This is a genomic window from Pontibacter sp. GD13 (assembly GCF_058216355.1).
Window position 1 is genome coordinate 1 of sequence record NZ_JBYZMQ010000006.1, and the last position, 15,306, is coordinate 15,306.

The following is a 15,306-nucleotide window of genomic DNA, read 5'->3' on the forward strand; positions in this document are numbered from 1 at the left end:
TTTTCCCTTATTTTTACACGCAGTACCGGGAGAAAAAAGGGAAAAACAACCCCGGCCAACAACACCCATAAGACACTGAATCAAGCATCACAAGCTTCACCGTCTTATGGCCTATTTCGTTACCTGCAATTTTGAAGAAATAGCTAATAATTATTTATTCAACAAGGATTGTCTGATTAGAAAAAGTAAAAGACCGAAATCAAGTAAAACTAATTAACCTTATCTTCCTAAAACGAACCTATATGAAACAACTTAAGCTACTACTTCTATTTTTATCAATCTTTTTTAGCTCCTGTGGTAGCGGTATCTATGAGTTGAGTGAAGAAGACAAGGACCCGCAGACAATAAACAGCGACAACCTTGTTTATAAAAGAGGCGGCAGTCTCAGGTATGTTATCAGATACTTTGACAAAGAGGGATTGGAGAAAGGATTGATGATGGCGCATGATCAGCTACCGTACAATGCTCCCTTTCCAGTCGTTGACTTAGACAGTAGCTCAGTTGACTACCCAAACCGCCTAAAATACGTCGATCTCTCGGTTGAAGAAGCTTGGGAGCACTCTTCTATAAACCCTGAGCAGACAACTATTACTTATCATTACTATACCGCCGCCAACTCGCTGATCCCTTTTGCCTCCCAAACGGGGGCGGTTGACAACAAGTTCAACCTCTGGGCTCACCCTCCCAGGAATTCTTCTCTTAAGGTACTTAACATGTCGGCCTACCCATTTGCAAAGTTCCCCCTTGAGGTGGGGAAGAAGTGGGAGTATGCCATTCCAATCGGACGCCTTTGGGGCCATGAAGGATTTGGAGCAAGTTGGGAAAAGGAAAACGTGCCGCTGTTCACACATTCCTACGAGGTGAGGGAAAAAGTAAAGCTGATCCTCGGTAAAAATGTTCTGGAATGCTATAAGATACAGGCAAAAACTGAGTCTGACCTTGGTAGTTCTTTCAGCGAATTCTTCTTTAACGACACCCATGGCTTTGTCTCTATGCGCTTCCACAACCTTGATGGGTCAGAAATCACCATGGATCTGCTCGTTGAATAACGGTACACTTGGTTTAAAGCTTTAGATAAAAAAGATGAGTAGGTCTTTACTGTTGTTTGCAATAGGTGTTGTCGGTATTCTGTCATGCAAAAGGCAGCCCCAGGAGGAGTTTGTTCTCGATGAGAAATCAATGCAAACTATCAAGCTTTCTATCAAGGCCAATAATTTGCCAGCCCTTTTGTCACAGCTCTCGATTGGTGGCACAGCCAGCGCATTCATGTATGAGGCACAGTTAAGCAAAGTATCTAAGAGTATAGCAAAAGAATTGAATGCTGATCCTGATAAAATTGTCATCAACAGCTACTTGATGTCTGGCCAACTGGGATGCGGATATGTAAACTACATGTACTCTGGCGACAAGCTTGTATTAACAAATTTTGTTCCTGCGCATATAGAGGATTCCTTTCAAGGCACATTCGTATGCTATTCTCCTGATTATTGGCGCAAGCTCCCTAAAGCAGTTCAGTCCTTCACGATTCCTATCGACACCTTGCAAACAAGATATATCATAGAGGTAAAGCAGTTGGAGTAGTAGATGAAGGAATAGAGGCTGAATGAAGCCTGTGAAATACAATTAGTAGTTTGACTGAAAATAAAAGCAGGTAACAAAGTGTAGCAGTAAGGCAAGCTGACGCTTCGCCTCTGCTACACGAGCACGTTGGTCGTGATTGGGTTATTTTCAGGTTTTAAAGTGGCGTGTCTTTCAGGCTTTTTAGGGGCAGGGGGGCATCAAAGGCCACTAAAGCGTACAACCGGTTGAAAAAGAGGCAGAGGAAGAAATGGGGTTTCTGACCCGAAGTCTTGCTCGGCGTTGCCGGGAGAAAGCGCGTGCTTTCGGACGGTGGCGTCCAGGCAAGACTTTGGTGGGGCGAAGTTATACTTGAGAAGTGACAATGTCAAGTATGGAACTTGGCCCGAGGCGGCTCTTTTTCAACCGGTTGGCGGCAATAGAGAGGCCAGTGATTCAGTTAGTTTAGTCTTGCCTTAGGCCAGCCCGGCGCCCGGCGCCTCCGGCAACGTCGCCAATAGCACATTAACGGCATTGCCTGCGGCTAAAGCGCCACTTAGAATGGAGTTTAAAAGGAGAAAATAACCCAACCATGCAGGGTGCTTTCCCTAAAATAAAAAGTTCGCATTAATCCGGGGCAATGTCCGCATAACCCGGGAGAAAAAGGGAAAACACCCTCGACCAACACTGTCTAGATGCCATTGGAGGATTTTACTGAGCACAGCGATCCTCCAACGAGACACCATCTAGACTAAACGTTGCTATCATCCATTTGCACATATTTACAAATGATCAGAATTTTACTACTTTTAACGTTAATTTTTTCTGCAACATTAACTTTTGGCCAGGTAAGCAGTCATAAAAAGAAAGATGACAGCAAGCCATTTGTTCTTGGGGTTATCGATGAAATTCAATCAAAAGAACTTGGCGAAAAAAGAACCTTAAATATTTACCTCCCTGAAGGATACAGCAAAGATGACACGGTACGGTATCCGGTTATTTACCTGCTTGACGGATCGGCAGATGAGGATTTTATACATGTAGTTGGCCTTGTACAGTTCAACAGCTTCGAATGGATCAACCAAGTCCCAAAATCAATTGTTGTTGGCATCGCTACCGTTGACAGAAGAAGAGACTTCACGTTCCCGACCACCATCGAAGAAGATCAAAAAAGGTATCCCACAACAGGCCACTCTGATAAATTCATTGCATTCCTGGGGCCTGAACTGCAAACCTTCATAGAGAAGAAGTATAAAACGAACGGCTCCAAAACGATTATCGGGCAATCGTTGGGGGGGCTTTTAGCAACAGAAATACTATATAAGAAGCCTACTTTGTTTAACAAGTACGTGATCATCAGCCCAAGTTTGTGGTGGGATAATGGTTCTTTACTTCAGCAGAAACCAAAGATCACTGAAAACGGCTTTAACCAAAAAACCGATATTTATATTGGCGTAGGTAAAGAAGGGCTTACACCAACTGCTGTTCCCAGGGTTATGGAAGTGGATGCGAATTTACTTGCAGAAAAATTAAACGAAACGAAGCGCAAAAACATAACCGTATACTTCGACTATTTGCCTCAGGAAGACCATGCCACCATTATGCATCAGGCTGTCTCAAACTCGTTTAAGTTGCTATACCCGAAGGCACACAAAGAATAATTATGAACGGGCCATGCCTCGCCCAAGGCCTGTACGCAACGCTATAAACTAAACCTAACCTATTGAATTGGTCACACCCGGACTTAGGTTGATGTTTTGGCAGAGCTTGCTATTCCTGTTTTTGCTCGTGATTGCCTGGATCATGATTTTGGTAACTGACAGACTGGAGGCAACAGCTAAAATCGTGTGGCTGATCGGTACGCTGTTTCTGCCTATCATCGGCCAACCTGCGTTCTTCATTAAACTCCGTTCGCTAAAAAAGCTGCACCTTCGGCTCCTTTGCCGCCAGTTTAGCGCTATTCAGCAACCTGTGTTCCGGCAGGGCATTTGCGCGCCATCAGGTCCCTTACATTCTCGACACATGGCACCGGAATAAAGGCGTATACTTCTTTATCGTTTTCGCAGTATTTAAAGCTGGCAAATTCGGAGCGGCTTTTAGGGTAAACCCACCGGTCAGTGCCGCAGCCGTAAACGACAAGCGGAAAATCATCATAATTGTAGTCCAGAAAAGAAACCACCTCTGTTCCGTGCACAAAAAGCAAGCGCCGGAAACCAGCTTTTACCTCGTCCCCCTCCCACTTAAAACCCAGGGCATCACTGATGTCTTTCTTGTTCTCGTAAGGCTGAAAATAGTACATCTTCTCCCACTCAAATTCGGTCAGGTCGGCCAGTTGAATAGTATGGTAACCCTTTGGGCCAGTTTCGGCCTCCACAACGGCATCGCGCAGCTTTTCTTCCAGGTTTTTGTTGCTGCCTGAGCAACCCATAACCACAAGCGCCAGCAAAGGCAGCAGGTATTTTCGCATTGGTTTTAATTTCATACTTTCCTGCTTATACGCCCACTTCACTCTCTTTCGGATGCCGTCCGAACACCCGGGCTATCCAGCGCGGCAGGAAAAAAGATCCTAAAAGCAAGTAGGGGTAGTACGTGATCAAACGGTAAAGTACCACCACGATACTACTAAAACGGCCCAGAAACAGGCCAAAGAAGCTCGGGAAGGCCATTTCCACAATGCCTGCCCCACCAGGCGTGATGGCGATCAGCATCACGATCCAGAAAATAAGGTTGCGGGAAATGATCAGGGCATGCTCACCCAGCGACACGTCGGTGAATGCGGCAATAAGGCAGTTAAGCAGAAAATAACGCGCGCTCCAAACAAAAACCGTGGAGACAATGGCCCGGCTCCAGTAGTTAAAATCCTTGCCCTTTAGCTGCTCCGATGCCCAAATGATCTCATTGCCGTGCTGAAACGCGTTGACACGCCACTTGCGCAGAAACGTGATGGAAGTAACCTTTAGCAGCAGCCACTTAAACGCCCTTGGCTTGATAAAGAGCGCGTAGATCATCACCAGCGTATAAATCGATATAAGGGCATAGCTGATGTAAAAAGCCGACTGCAGCTTGCCCACGTCGGCAGGCCCCAGGTTAAAAGTAGGGAAAACCTGCCCTTGCGTGAGCAGCAACACCACCGGGGCCGCCACAATAAAGAACATGTTATCGAGCACTGCCGTGAGCATGACGTAAGCCAACGACTTACCCAGTGGGATACCTTCTTTGTTGAGGATGATGGTGGCAATGGTAGTGCCGCCCACCACCGAGGGCGTAATGGCAGAAGCAAACTCCCAGAGCATGATCACGTCCAGGCTACTGCGCCAGCTCAGGAACTTATCGGTTAACGAGCGGATCCGGTACATGTACCCGGCATCGCGCACCACCAGCACAGCCAGCGCCGCTGCCAGCCACCACACGTTGGCTTCGGTAATTCCCTTCAGCTCCCCAACCTTGTCATCCTTAATAAAAAGCCAGGCCGTGGCAGCAAGTCCCAACAGCACCGGAATCAGGATCTTGATCGGGCTAAAGCTCTGTAGTATCGTTCTTTTATTCTTATCCATGTAAGGGACGCATGGGTTAACTGGCCCAATTTGTTACGCTGCCATCTTGTGCGGTTGTGTAAAGCTACTCAACTAATCAGCAATCCGGGTAAACTTAAATGAAATTAACGTGTTAGCACCGGCACGGTTTTAATCCAGCAGGAGTTGTGTTACCTGCGTCGCCTGCCCTTCCGCCACAGTAATGTAAAAGTCGTTGAAGCCCTCGCCAATTTCTATGCTGATCAGGTTTAGCTGCAGCATATCCAGGATGGCCAGAAAATTGAAGATCATACCGATCTTATCCGGAAACTCAGCAATAATTTGCGAGAAGGCCACCTGGCTGCGTTGCTGCACCATAAAATAAAGCACCTCACGCTGCGTTTCTACGGTATAGGGGTACTGGATCACGGTGTGCTTTGGCCGGTTTTCCTCCTCTTCAAACCGCGTCATCACCTTTTCAAACACCCGCATGATCTTGTACAGGCTCAGGTCCTGCAGCTCGTACTCAAAGTGGTTGGCATTGGCTATCTGCTGCAGCTCCTGGTGCAGGTTACCCCGGTTCTCCTGGGCCATGCGCAGCTCCTCCATCTCGGTTAAAGCAGGAATAGCCGTCTTAAACTTCTTATATTCCAGCAGGTGTTGCACCAGTTCCTGGCGCGGGTCAATTTCGTTGCCTTCCTCGTCTTTCTCGGTGCGGGGCAGCAGCATTTTGGCTTTTATGCGCATCAGCGTGGCAGCAGTCAGGATAAAATCGCTGGCTACCTCCATGTTCAGCTGCTCCATTTCCCGGATATAGCCTACAAATTCGTTGGTAATCTGGAAGATCGGAATGTCATGTATATCCAGTTCATCGCGCTCGATAAAGAATAGCAACAGGTCAAACGGACCTTCAAACAACGGTAATCTGATTTCGAAACTCACCTTTTCTGTTTTAGAGCGCGCACCCCGCTACGCCGGTTACAAAAATAAACATTTCCAGCGGATTAATTCGCGCCGCCAATGTATCAACCAGAACCTATGGCGGCATAGTTCAGAACAAGTTTCAGAAATAGAAAGTATAAGCCAGCATACACATGCCCGGCTACAGGCAAGCCGCCTCACCCTTTAAACAAGTAGCCTGACTGATAGCGCGATGCATTTTTACTGTGCCTTGTTTTGCACCTTTTTAAATCTGACTGGGGCATAACCTTGCTGCTGGTGTTTTTAATTTTATTAACTTTACCTTTTGGCTAATAGAGTACCAGTTTGTGCCCAGTAAACTTTAGCTGATTTTTTTTGTTAGAGGTCTATAAGGACAATCCTATGATCATTAAACCCGGCGAGTTGCTTGCCTCCATTCACACACCAGCCGACCTGCGGAAGCTAAAGCCGGAGCAGTTGGTACAGGTGAGTCAGGAGCTGCGGCAGTACATCATTGATGTCGTATCGATACATGGCGGCCACTTTGGCGCCAGCCTCGGTGTAGTGGAACTGACAACCGCGCTGCATTACGTCTTCAACACCCCCTACGACCAACTGGTTTGGGACGTGGGGCACCAGGCGTATGGCCATAAGATACTGACAGGCCGCCGCGAGAGCTTTCACACCAACCGCAAGTATGGCGGCATCTCCGGTTTTCCGAAAAGAAAAGAAAGCATATACGATACTTTTGGCGTGGGCCACTCCAGCACCTCTATCTCAGCGGCACTGGGCATGGCGGTCGCCTCTAAGTATAAAGGCGAAGACAACCGCCAGCACATTGCCGTGATCGGCGATGGAGCCATGACGGGCGGCATGGCCTTTGAGGCCCTGAACCACGCCGGCGTAGCCAACGCCAACCTGCTGGTGGTGCTCAACGACAACTGCATGAGCATCGACCCGAACGTAGGTGCCCTTAAAGAATACCTGACCGACATCACCACCTCGCGCACCTATAACAAAGTGCGCGATGAGATATGGAACGTGTTGGGCAAGATCAGCAAGTTCGGCCCCAACGCCCAGCACATCGCCTCTAAGGTAGAAAGCGGCATCAAAGCCACCCTACTGAAACAAAGCAACCTGTTCGAGGGGCTTAAGTTCCGCTATTTTGGCCCTATCGACGGCCACGACGTAAACCACCTGGCTTCTGTAATGGAAGACCTGAAGCACATACCCGGCCCGAAAATACTGCACTGCCTGACCACAAAAGGAAAAGGCTACGCCCTGGCGGAAAAAGACCAGACCAAATGGCACGCCCCGGGCCTGTTTGATAAGATAACCGGAGAGATCTATAAAAAACACTACGACACACCACAGCCCCCTAAATACCAGGATGTATTTGGCCACACCATCATAGAGTTGGCAGAGCAGAACCCAAAGATCATGGGGGTAACGCCGGCCATGCCGTCGGGCTGCTCGCTTAACCTGATGATGAAGGCCATGCCAGACCGTGCGTTCGATGTGGGCATTGCCGAGCAACACGCCGTTACCTTCTCGGCTGGCCTGGCCACGCAGGGCCTGATCCCCTTCTGCAACATTTACAGCACTTTTATGCAGCGCGGCTACGACCAGGTGGTGCACGATGTGTGTCTGCAAAACCTGAACGTGGTTTTCTGCCTCGACAGGGCTGGCTTTGCCGGCGCCGACGGCCCCACACACCACGGCGCCTACGACATTGCCTACATGCGCTGCATCCCGAACATGGTGGTGGCAGCCCCCATGAACGAGCAGGAGCTGCGCAACATGATGTTCACGGCCTCACAAGACGATATGGGTCCGTTCACGATCCGGTACCCGCGCGGCGAAGGCGTGATGCCAGAGTGGCGCACCCCCCTTGAACTGCAGCAGGTAGGCAAAGGCCGCACCGTGCAGGAAGGCGAAGAGGTTGCCATACTTACCTTTGGCCACATCGGGAACTACGCCGTAGATGTTTGCCAAAAGCTAGGCTACGAGAACATCACCCCCGGCCACTACGACATGCGCTACGCTAAACCACTGGACAAGGAACTGCTGCACCACATCTTTACAAAGTATGAGAAAGTAATTACCGTAGAAGATGGCTGCCTGCAAGGCGGCTTCGGCAGTGCTGTGCTGGAGTTCATGGTAGACAACGGCTATACGTCGCAGGTTAAACGCCTGGGCATACCTGATGGCATCTTTGAGCACGGCTCTCAGCTAGAGCTACACCGCGAAGCCGGCTTTGCCCCAGAGGACATTGAGCGCGCCGTACGCGAAATGATCGGGGTTACGGTTTCGTAGAAAAAGATTATTTGACAAAGGACAATAGACCTTTTATAAGAGCCCTCATAGCCTTAACAAGTTGTGAGGGCTTTGTTTCGTAGGGACAGGTCGCGACCTGTCCGCGCAATAGCTATGCTGATGAAACAAAAAATTATACTTTGCGAAACACCTCCCAAAGTATAATTTTATGCCTTAAAGTTATTTCTACACGATTCGGAAACGAATGATCGGGTACGATTCGGAAACGAATGATCGGGTACGATTCGGAAATGAATGATCGGGTACGATTCGGAAATGAATGATCGGGTACGATTCGGAAATGAATGATCGGGTACGATTCGGAAATGAATGATCGGGTACGATTCGGACAGGTCGCGACCTGTCCCTACGAAACACAGATCACAGTAAGCGACACCACTATGACAAAAACACATGCCCACGCTACCGACACACTCGTTTTCCTGCATGGCTTCTGTGAGAGCGCCGAAGTATGGGCCGCCTTTACTGAGCCGCTGCAGCAGAAGTTCAGGGTAATTGCGCTAGACTTGCCGGGTTTTGGCGCCAATACCCAACAACCCATACACGAGGAGTATAGCATGGAGCACATGGCCGGCTACGTAAAGCAGCAGCTGGATGAACGGGGCGTTAAAAAGTGCATCCTGATCGGTCATTCTATGGGAGGGTATGTGAGTATGGCTTTTGCGGAGAAGCATGCCCGCATGCTGCAGGGCCTCTGCCTGTTTCACTCCAGCGCCCTGCCCGATACCGACGAGAAAAAAGAAAGCCGCGACAAAACCATCGAATTTGTGGAAAAACACGGTGTCGCCACGTTTATGGCCACGTTTGTGGAGCCCTTATTCTATATCGAAAACCGGAAAAGGCTGCGCCCCGAGATTGACATGATGATAGCCATCGGCCAGGCTACCCCTAAAGCAAGTATAACCGCAGGGCTTGCCGCCATGCGCGACCGGCCTGATCGCACGGCTGTACTGGAAAGGCTAAAATGCCCGGTGCTGTTTATTTTTGGCAAGGAGGATGGCGCCATACCGCTTGATAAAGCGCTGGAGAAGTGCTACCTGCCCCAAAACAGCATGGTGAATTTTCTGGGTAAAACCGGACACATGGGCATGTTTGAGCGCACTTACGAAACCCGCAAAGCCATTGAGAAATTTGCTGAGACTATTTATGGCTAAGCGGCAGGTGTACATGGCCATGTTCAACCTGCTCCAAATCTCTTTAAACCCCCCAACTCGCCTGATACAATTGCCATATGAGCGAAATTAACCCCATTGTGCCAAAGCATATCCTACCAGTGATTGTATTTTCGCAGTTTGCTGGCACCTCGCTTTGGTTTGCAGGCAATGCGATACTGCCAGAGCTGCAGCAAGCCTTGCACCTGGACAAAGATGCCCTGGGTTTGCTTACCTCTGCCGTGCAGTTTGGCTTTATTACCGGCACACTCTGCTTTGCCCTCTTATCGCTGGCAGACAGGGTATCGCCCCGACTGCTTTTCCTGTTGTGCGCATTGCTGGCAGCCCTTACAAACGCGATGCTGTTGCTGGTTTCCGGCACCCTGACAGGGGTTTTGATCGCACGGGCGGCAACTGGCTTTTTACTGGCTGGCATTTATCCCGTCGGAATGAAAATAGCGGCAGGTTGGTACAGCGGTAAGCTTGGCAAAGCCATTGGCTACCTGGTTGGCGCGCTGGTGCTGGGCACGGCTTTCCCGCATTTGATCCGTGGCGTGGGTGCCGCCTGGCCCTGGCAAACCATGCTGTTGGCGGTAAGCACGCTGGCGGCGCTGGGTGGCTTGCTGATGTTTCTGCTCGTTCCGGATGGGCCCTACCTCAGCAAAGGGGCCCGGTTCGATGTGCGCAACATGCTCAGCGTTTTTAAAGTGCCTGACTTCCGGGCCGCTGCGTTCGGTTATTTTGGCCACATGTGGGAGCTGTATACTTTTTGGGCCTTTACGCCTTTTATCCTGGCCTATGTTTTACCAGACCTTTCAGCCAGCCAGGTTTCCGTTTACAGTTTTATGGTAATAGCAGCCGGCGCTGTCGGGTGTGTGGGAGGAGGATACCTGTCTGAGCCCTGGGGAAGCGGCCGCGTGGCCTTCGTGCAGTTGCTGTTGTCAGGACTCTGCTGCGTGTTGTCGGTATTTGTGTTTCAGGCGCCGCAGTTGTTGCTGCCGTTCCTGCTTTTCTGGGGGGTGGTAATCGCCGGGGACTCGCCCCAGTTCTCAGCCCTGTCGGCCAGAACGGCCCCGCCGCATCTGGTTGGCACCGCCCTTACCGTTGTTACCTCCATTGGCTTTGCCATCACCATTGTCAGCATTCAGGCAACCGGTTATCTGCTTGCGTATTTACCCCCGCAGCATACTTTTGTGTGACTGGGTGTGGGGCCCGCCCTTGGCCTGCTGGCCTTACGCCGATTGCTGGCAAAAAGAAGCGGCAGCTTGCCCATAAGCAAACTGCCGCTCCAAAATCAACCTTGATACTTTATACTTCTGCCTAATCCTCAGCCTCTAACTTTAGTACAGACGCGTCCGCTGCTTTCAGCTCCATCTCATCATCCGATAGCTTCATCACTTCAAAGTTCTCTGTCATCCCTTCGTTCTCAAACTGCAGGGTCAGCCTTTTTCCAGTCGGGTCGTAAGACCAGGTGCCCGTTTGCAACATGCCGCCGCTGCCCATGGCAAAACGACCATCCGAGTAAAACTGCATCGACTCCTGCTTCTCTGATTTAGTCAGTTTGTTCTTATCGCCGGCTGCGTTGATCTCCTCGTCAATTTTCCAGGTTTTGCTGGTTGCCCCCGAAATCATGTTCTCTGTGCCCATACTGTCTTTGCCGCCACAACTTGCCGCTACTACGGTCAGTATTAAGGCAAAAAGCAGTTGCCAGCCTGTGGTAAACTGTTTGTTATTTGTTTTCATAAGTCTCTTTATGGTTAAGTGATTGTTTGGGCGGCCCGCTTTCAGGAAGCTGCGCCACCGCCTTACATACGGCCCCGGTTTAATTGTCGTTGCCCTGGCCGGCACAACTAACTGGTGTTGCGGGCGTATCTCTAGTTACAGCTATTGATTTGGTTTTTAGCTGTTACAAGCATAAACAGACTTAACTATTGAAAGCACATGGGACTATTTGATTTTTTTAAAAAAGGGAAAGAGGAGCCAGCCAAGCAGCAAAATAAGACGCAGCCATTGGGCAAGGGCACCGATATGACCTCCCGCCCTTCCGGAAATCCGGAACATGGTTTCTACAACAAAAGCGACCTGAACAAAATAACGGACCCGGGCCCGAACCAGGATGTGTACACGGTGCAGTCCGGGGACTCCCTGTCTAAGATCGCTAAAAAGCATTACGGCGACGCAAACGCCTGGCACCGCATTTACGATGCCAACAAGGATAAGATCGGCGGCAACCCCGACCTGATCCGTCCGGGACAGCGCTTTGTGATTCCCAGAGACTAGCATTTGAGCGCCCGCTTGGGTTAAAGTATAAAAACTTAGGTTGTGATTTACCCACCCCTAGCCCCTCCAAGGAGGGGAATCCTTTACTCTTTGCGGTATTCCCCTCCTTGGAGGGGCTAGGGGTGGGTTAAAGTTTTTTACTTCAATGCATATTAATAGAGTGCAACCTGCGTTATAAAGTAAAGTGGCCTGCCGGAACATATCCGGCAGGCCACTTTACTTTATGGGGTGTGCTTTACTGCTTAGAAACGCTCGTCGGCAGCGAAAAAGAAGTCCCCTTCGATTTGTGCGTTCTCATCAGAATCAGAGCCATGCACCGCGTTGGCCTCTATTGATTTGGCGTATTTCTTGCGGATGGTGCCCTCTGCTGCGTCAGCCGGGTTGGTAGCGCCGATCAGCTTGCGGAAATCCTCCATGGCGTTGTCTTTCTCTAACAACATGGCCACAATAGGGCCGGAAGACATGTATTTTACCAGGTCGTTGTAGAACGGACGCTCCTTGTGCACCTCGTAAAACTTACCAGCGCGCTCCTCCGACAACTTTGTTTTTTTCATTGCCACAATACGGAAGCCGCCTTCCTCGATCATTTTTGTAATGCCGCCAATATGGTTCTCTGCAACCGCGTCTGGCTTAATCATAGTGAATGTGATGTTTCCGGCCATGTCTCTTTAATTAGTTAAAAATGTTATAATCTCGAATTTGGTTTGCAAAAGTATAGCATTTCAGGCAATATCAGCATACTTTTCAGCTATACTTTAGTGAAGCCCCCTTACAGCACAGCCTTATAATAAATATCCCTCTACATTGCTAAAGCGCTATTTAATTGTTTTAGAAGTATTTTATTCAGAAATTTACGCCTTATATCCTTATTAATCAGAGGATTTAAATCTATAGTATGCACAATATCAACGCGCTACAAGAGCTTTTGAGGGAACCGAAGGAGGTGATGATCACCACGCACCACAAACCAGACGCGGATGCGCTGGGGTCTTCTCTGGGGCTGGCAGGATATCTGAAGAAAAAAGGACACCGGGTAACTGTTATCACACCTTCTGATTACCCCTCGTTCCTGAACTGGATGGAGGGCAACGACGGCGTAATTGTTTACTCCCAGAAAAACGACGCCCTGGTGCAGCGCATCATCAGCGAGTCGCAGGTTATCTTCTGCCTTGACTTCAATAACCTGTCGCGCATCCACGAAATGGGCGAGTACATCCGGCAGGCGTCCGGCACCAAAGTGCTGATCGACCATCACTTGCAGCCCGAGGATTTCGCTGACCTGGATTATGCCAACACCGAGGCCGCCGCAACCGCCGAGATCGTGTATGACCTGATCAAGGCCATGGGCGATGGCAACCTGATTGATACCGGCATTGGCGAGGCCCTGTATGCGGGCATCATGACCGACACCGGCTCTTTCCGGCACCCGAGCACCTCGCAAAACGTGCACCTTATTATTGCCGACCTGCTGCAGATAGGGGTACGCACCTCCGATATACACCGCCTTATTTACGACAGCTCTTCGGAACTGCGCCTGCGTTTTCTGGGTTATGCCCTCAAGGACAAGCTTGTGGTGTTGCCAGAGTATAAAACGGCCTACATTGCCATTACAGCAGAGGAATTAAAAGCGTACGACTCTAAAACCGGCGACACGGAAGGCTTGGTGAACTACGCGCTCTCTATTGACGGCATTGTGTTTGCAGCCCTCATCATTGACCGCTCGCAGGCCGTAAAAATGTCGTTCAGGTCGGTTGGCGATTTCTCGGCCAACGAGTTTGCCCGCGATCATTTTAACGGCGGCGGACATAAAAACGCAGCCGGCGGCATGTCTTTGGATAGTTTAGACGCAACAATTGCTAAATTTGAAGGCTTGTTGCCGCTTTACAAAGACAAACTGGAACACGCTACAGACAGAAACTAAAAATTTATCTCAAACTATACTCCATGCTATCTAGAACAAAATTTTTGCTGCCGGTAATTGCCGGTGTCTTGCTTTTGCAGTCTTGCAACAACAAAGATGAATTTTATACCACGGCTGATGGCCTGACCTATAAAATATATGAGAAAAACGACAAAGGTGTTTATGAGAACAAAGGCAAGGTAGCGGCAGATGATACAACCGGCGCCAAAATAGGCCAGGTTGTTACCATGCAAATGTCTTATACCAACGCTGCGGACTCTGTGCTTTTTGACTCCCGCACGCAGAAGCAGCCGATCATGATACCGGTGATGGAGCCTACCTTTAAGGGAAGCCTGGAAACCGCACTGATGATGATGACCCCGGGCGACAGTGGCGTGTTTAAAGTGAACGCTGACTCTCTTTTCGCAAAAACATTCAACCAGCCGCTCCCTCCTTTCATTAAGCCGGGCTCTCAGCTTACTTTCTTCATCAAAGCCGAGAAAATCCAGTCGAAGGAGGCTGCCATGGCAGACCAGCAGAAGATGTTTGAGCAGCAGATGAAGGAGGCGCAGGTGCGTGCCGAGCAACAAATTAAAGTTGACGACGAGAAACTGCAGCAGTACATCAAAGATAAGAACCTGCAAAACGTGCAGAAAACAGAATCAGGGGTTTACTACGCTGTAAACCAGCCAGGCAAAGGGCCGCAGGCAAATGCCGGCGATCAAGTATCTGTACACTACAAACTCTCTTTTCTGGATGGAAAGGAACTGGAATCGTCTTACGACAACCCCATGTCCGGTGGCCAGCCGTTTACCTTTACGCTTGGCCAGGGCCAGGTGATAAAAGGATGGGATGAGGCCATTCAGAAATTGAAGGAAGGCAGCAAGGCCACACTGCTGGTGCCATCTACGTTAGCTTACGGCGAGCAGGACCGCGGTCCGGACATGCCAGCCAACTCCATCCTCCGCTTCGATGTGGAGCTGGTGAAGGTGGCCAAACAGTAATACCCACTCTCTTACGAATACCTTTATGAATACGTACAGCCTAATCCGATGGGCCGCCAATAATACCCGCCTGCTGCAGGTAACCTTAGTGGTGTTACTGGCTGCCTCTTTCACGGCCTGCAACGATGCGCCCAATCCGTATGTTTTTGATGTGGAAGCACAGAAAAAGCTTGATGATCTGGTAATCCATAAGTACTTCCTGGATAATAACGTGGACACTACACAAGTCCAGAAAACGGCCTCGGGACTGTATTACATGGAGCTTACAGCGGGCACAGGTGCAGCCATCGCGAGTGGCGACCTGGTTGAGGTTGGCTACCTGGGCAAGTTCACCAATGGCGTTAAATTCGACTCGTCGTATGACCGCGCTAACAACTTCATTTTTACAGTTGGTGCCCAGCAGGTGATCAAGGGATGGGACGAAGGCCTGCAACTGATGAAAGTCGGGGGAGAAACCCGTTTTTATATCCCCTCGCATCTAGCTTATGGCTACCGGGGCTCGGGTTCCGTTCCGCCAAACTCCGTGCTGATTTTTGACATCAAGGTTTTTCGCAAGAAATAATTAACTTCACCATCTATGCAAAAGGGCGCCGGAGAATTCTCCGGCGCCCTTTTGCATAGATGGTGTTTAAGTGAAAGAGACT

Annotated in this window: 15 protein-coding genes; 10 read left to right on the top strand and 5 right to left on the bottom strand. The window is 49.6% G+C overall.

What is annotated here, in order from left to right; translation table 11 throughout:
* Nucleotides 1-242: 242 nt before the first annotated feature.
* From AC4BAN_RS09870 to AC4BAN_RS09880, 3 genes are all read left to right on the top strand, one after another.
* Complete coding sequence (locus tag AC4BAN_RS09870) at nucleotides 243-1,049, top strand: hypothetical protein (protein ID WP_490564238.1); 807 nt, start codon at nucleotides 243-245, stop codon at nucleotides 1,047-1,049.
* A 34-nt stretch (nucleotides 1,050-1,083) separates the two neighbouring features.
* Nucleotides 1,084-1,581 (top strand): hypothetical protein, encoded by a 498-nt coding sequence (locus AC4BAN_RS09875; protein WP_490564239.1) that lies wholly within the window; start codon nucleotides 1,084-1,086, stop codon nucleotides 1,579-1,581.
* Between the two features lie 764 nt (nucleotides 1,582-2,345).
* Nucleotides 2,346-3,218, top strand: coding sequence for an alpha/beta hydrolase (locus tag AC4BAN_RS09880; RefSeq protein ID WP_490564240.1), 873 nt, complete (start codon nucleotides 2,346-2,348; stop codon nucleotides 3,216-3,218).
* Between the two features lie 296 nt (nucleotides 3,219-3,514).
* Here AC4BAN_RS09880 and AC4BAN_RS09885 read toward each other — a convergent pair whose 3' ends face one another.
* The 3 genes from AC4BAN_RS09885 to AC4BAN_RS09895 form a co-directional block, all read right to left on the bottom strand.
* Nucleotides 3,515-4,039, bottom strand: coding sequence for a hypothetical protein (locus tag AC4BAN_RS09885; RefSeq protein ID WP_490564241.1), 525 nt, complete (start codon nucleotides 4,037-4,039; stop codon nucleotides 3,515-3,517).
* 10 nt (nucleotides 4,040-4,049) lie between these two features.
* Nucleotides 4,050-5,111, bottom strand: a complete 1,062-nt coding sequence (locus tag AC4BAN_RS09890) for a lysylphosphatidylglycerol synthase transmembrane domain-containing protein (RefSeq protein WP_490564242.1) — start codon at nucleotides 5,109-5,111, stop codon at nucleotides 4,050-4,052.
* 129 nt (nucleotides 5,112-5,240) lie between these two features.
* The gene (locus AC4BAN_RS09895) at nucleotides 5,241-6,011 is read right to left on the bottom strand and encodes a segregation and condensation protein A (protein WP_490564243.1); all 771 of its coding nucleotides are present in this window, start codon (nucleotides 6,009-6,011) and stop codon (nucleotides 5,241-5,243) included.
* Nucleotides 6,012-6,392: 381 nt separating this feature from the next.
* Between AC4BAN_RS09895 and dxs the strand changes: the two genes are divergently transcribed.
* From dxs to AC4BAN_RS09910, 3 genes are all read left to right on the top strand, one after another.
* The gene (gene dxs, locus AC4BAN_RS09900; protein WP_490564244.1) at nucleotides 6,393-8,306 is read left to right on the top strand and encodes a 1-deoxy-D-xylulose-5-phosphate synthase; all 1,914 of its coding nucleotides are present in this window, start codon (nucleotides 6,393-6,395) and stop codon (nucleotides 8,304-8,306) included.
* Between the two features lie 305 nt (nucleotides 8,307-8,611).
* Complete coding sequence (locus AC4BAN_RS09905) at nucleotides 8,612-9,481, top strand: alpha/beta fold hydrolase (protein ID WP_490564245.1); 870 nt, start codon at nucleotides 8,612-8,614, stop codon at nucleotides 9,479-9,481.
* A gap of 77 nt (nucleotides 9,482-9,558) precedes the next feature.
* Nucleotides 9,559-10,677 carry an MFS transporter gene (locus AC4BAN_RS09910; RefSeq protein ID WP_490564246.1) on the top strand — a complete coding sequence of 373 codons (1,119 nt, stop codon included), beginning with the start codon at nucleotides 9,559-9,561 and terminating at the stop codon, nucleotides 10,675-10,677.
* 121 nt (nucleotides 10,678-10,798) lie between these two features.
* On the opposite strand, the gene AC4BAN_RS09915 is transcribed toward AC4BAN_RS09910, so the two are convergent.
* Nucleotides 10,799-11,221 carry a lipocalin family protein gene (locus tag AC4BAN_RS09915; protein ID WP_490564247.1) on the bottom strand — a complete coding sequence of 141 codons (423 nt, stop codon included), beginning with the start codon at nucleotides 11,219-11,221 and terminating at the stop codon, nucleotides 10,799-10,801.
* A 198-nt stretch (nucleotides 11,222-11,419) separates the two neighbouring features.
* Here AC4BAN_RS09915 and AC4BAN_RS09920 point away from each other — a divergent pair, with 198 nt between their 5' ends.
* Nucleotides 11,420-11,758, top strand: coding sequence for a LysM peptidoglycan-binding domain-containing protein (locus AC4BAN_RS09920; RefSeq protein WP_490564248.1), 339 nt, complete (start codon nucleotides 11,420-11,422; stop codon nucleotides 11,756-11,758).
* Nucleotides 11,759-12,000: 242 nt separating this feature from the next.
* Here AC4BAN_RS09920 and AC4BAN_RS09925 read toward each other — a convergent pair whose 3' ends face one another.
* A complete protein-coding gene (locus tag AC4BAN_RS09925; RefSeq protein ID WP_490564249.1) occupies nucleotides 12,001-12,420 on the bottom strand; it encodes a nucleoside-diphosphate kinase in 420 nt (139 codons plus the stop codon).
* A gap of 233 nt (nucleotides 12,421-12,653) precedes the next feature.
* Here AC4BAN_RS09925 and AC4BAN_RS09930 point away from each other — a divergent pair, with 233 nt between their 5' ends.
* The 3 genes from AC4BAN_RS09930 to AC4BAN_RS09940 are packed head-to-tail and all read left to right on the top strand — an operon-like array spanning nucleotide 12,654 to nucleotide 15,224.
* A complete protein-coding gene (locus AC4BAN_RS09930; protein WP_490564250.1) occupies nucleotides 12,654-13,679 on the top strand; it encodes a DHH family phosphoesterase in 1,026 nt (341 codons plus the stop codon).
* A gap of 23 nt (nucleotides 13,680-13,702) precedes the next feature.
* Nucleotides 13,703-14,662: an FKBP-type peptidyl-prolyl cis-trans isomerase gene (locus AC4BAN_RS09935; RefSeq protein ID WP_490564251.1), complete on the top strand. Its 960-nt coding sequence runs from the start codon at nucleotides 13,703-13,705 to the stop codon at nucleotides 14,660-14,662.
* A gap of 25 nt (nucleotides 14,663-14,687) precedes the next feature.
* The gene (locus AC4BAN_RS09940; protein ID WP_490564252.1) at nucleotides 14,688-15,224 is read left to right on the top strand and encodes an FKBP-type peptidyl-prolyl cis-trans isomerase; all 537 of its coding nucleotides are present in this window, start codon (nucleotides 14,688-14,690) and stop codon (nucleotides 15,222-15,224) included.
* Nucleotides 15,225-15,306 lie beyond the last annotated feature (82 nt).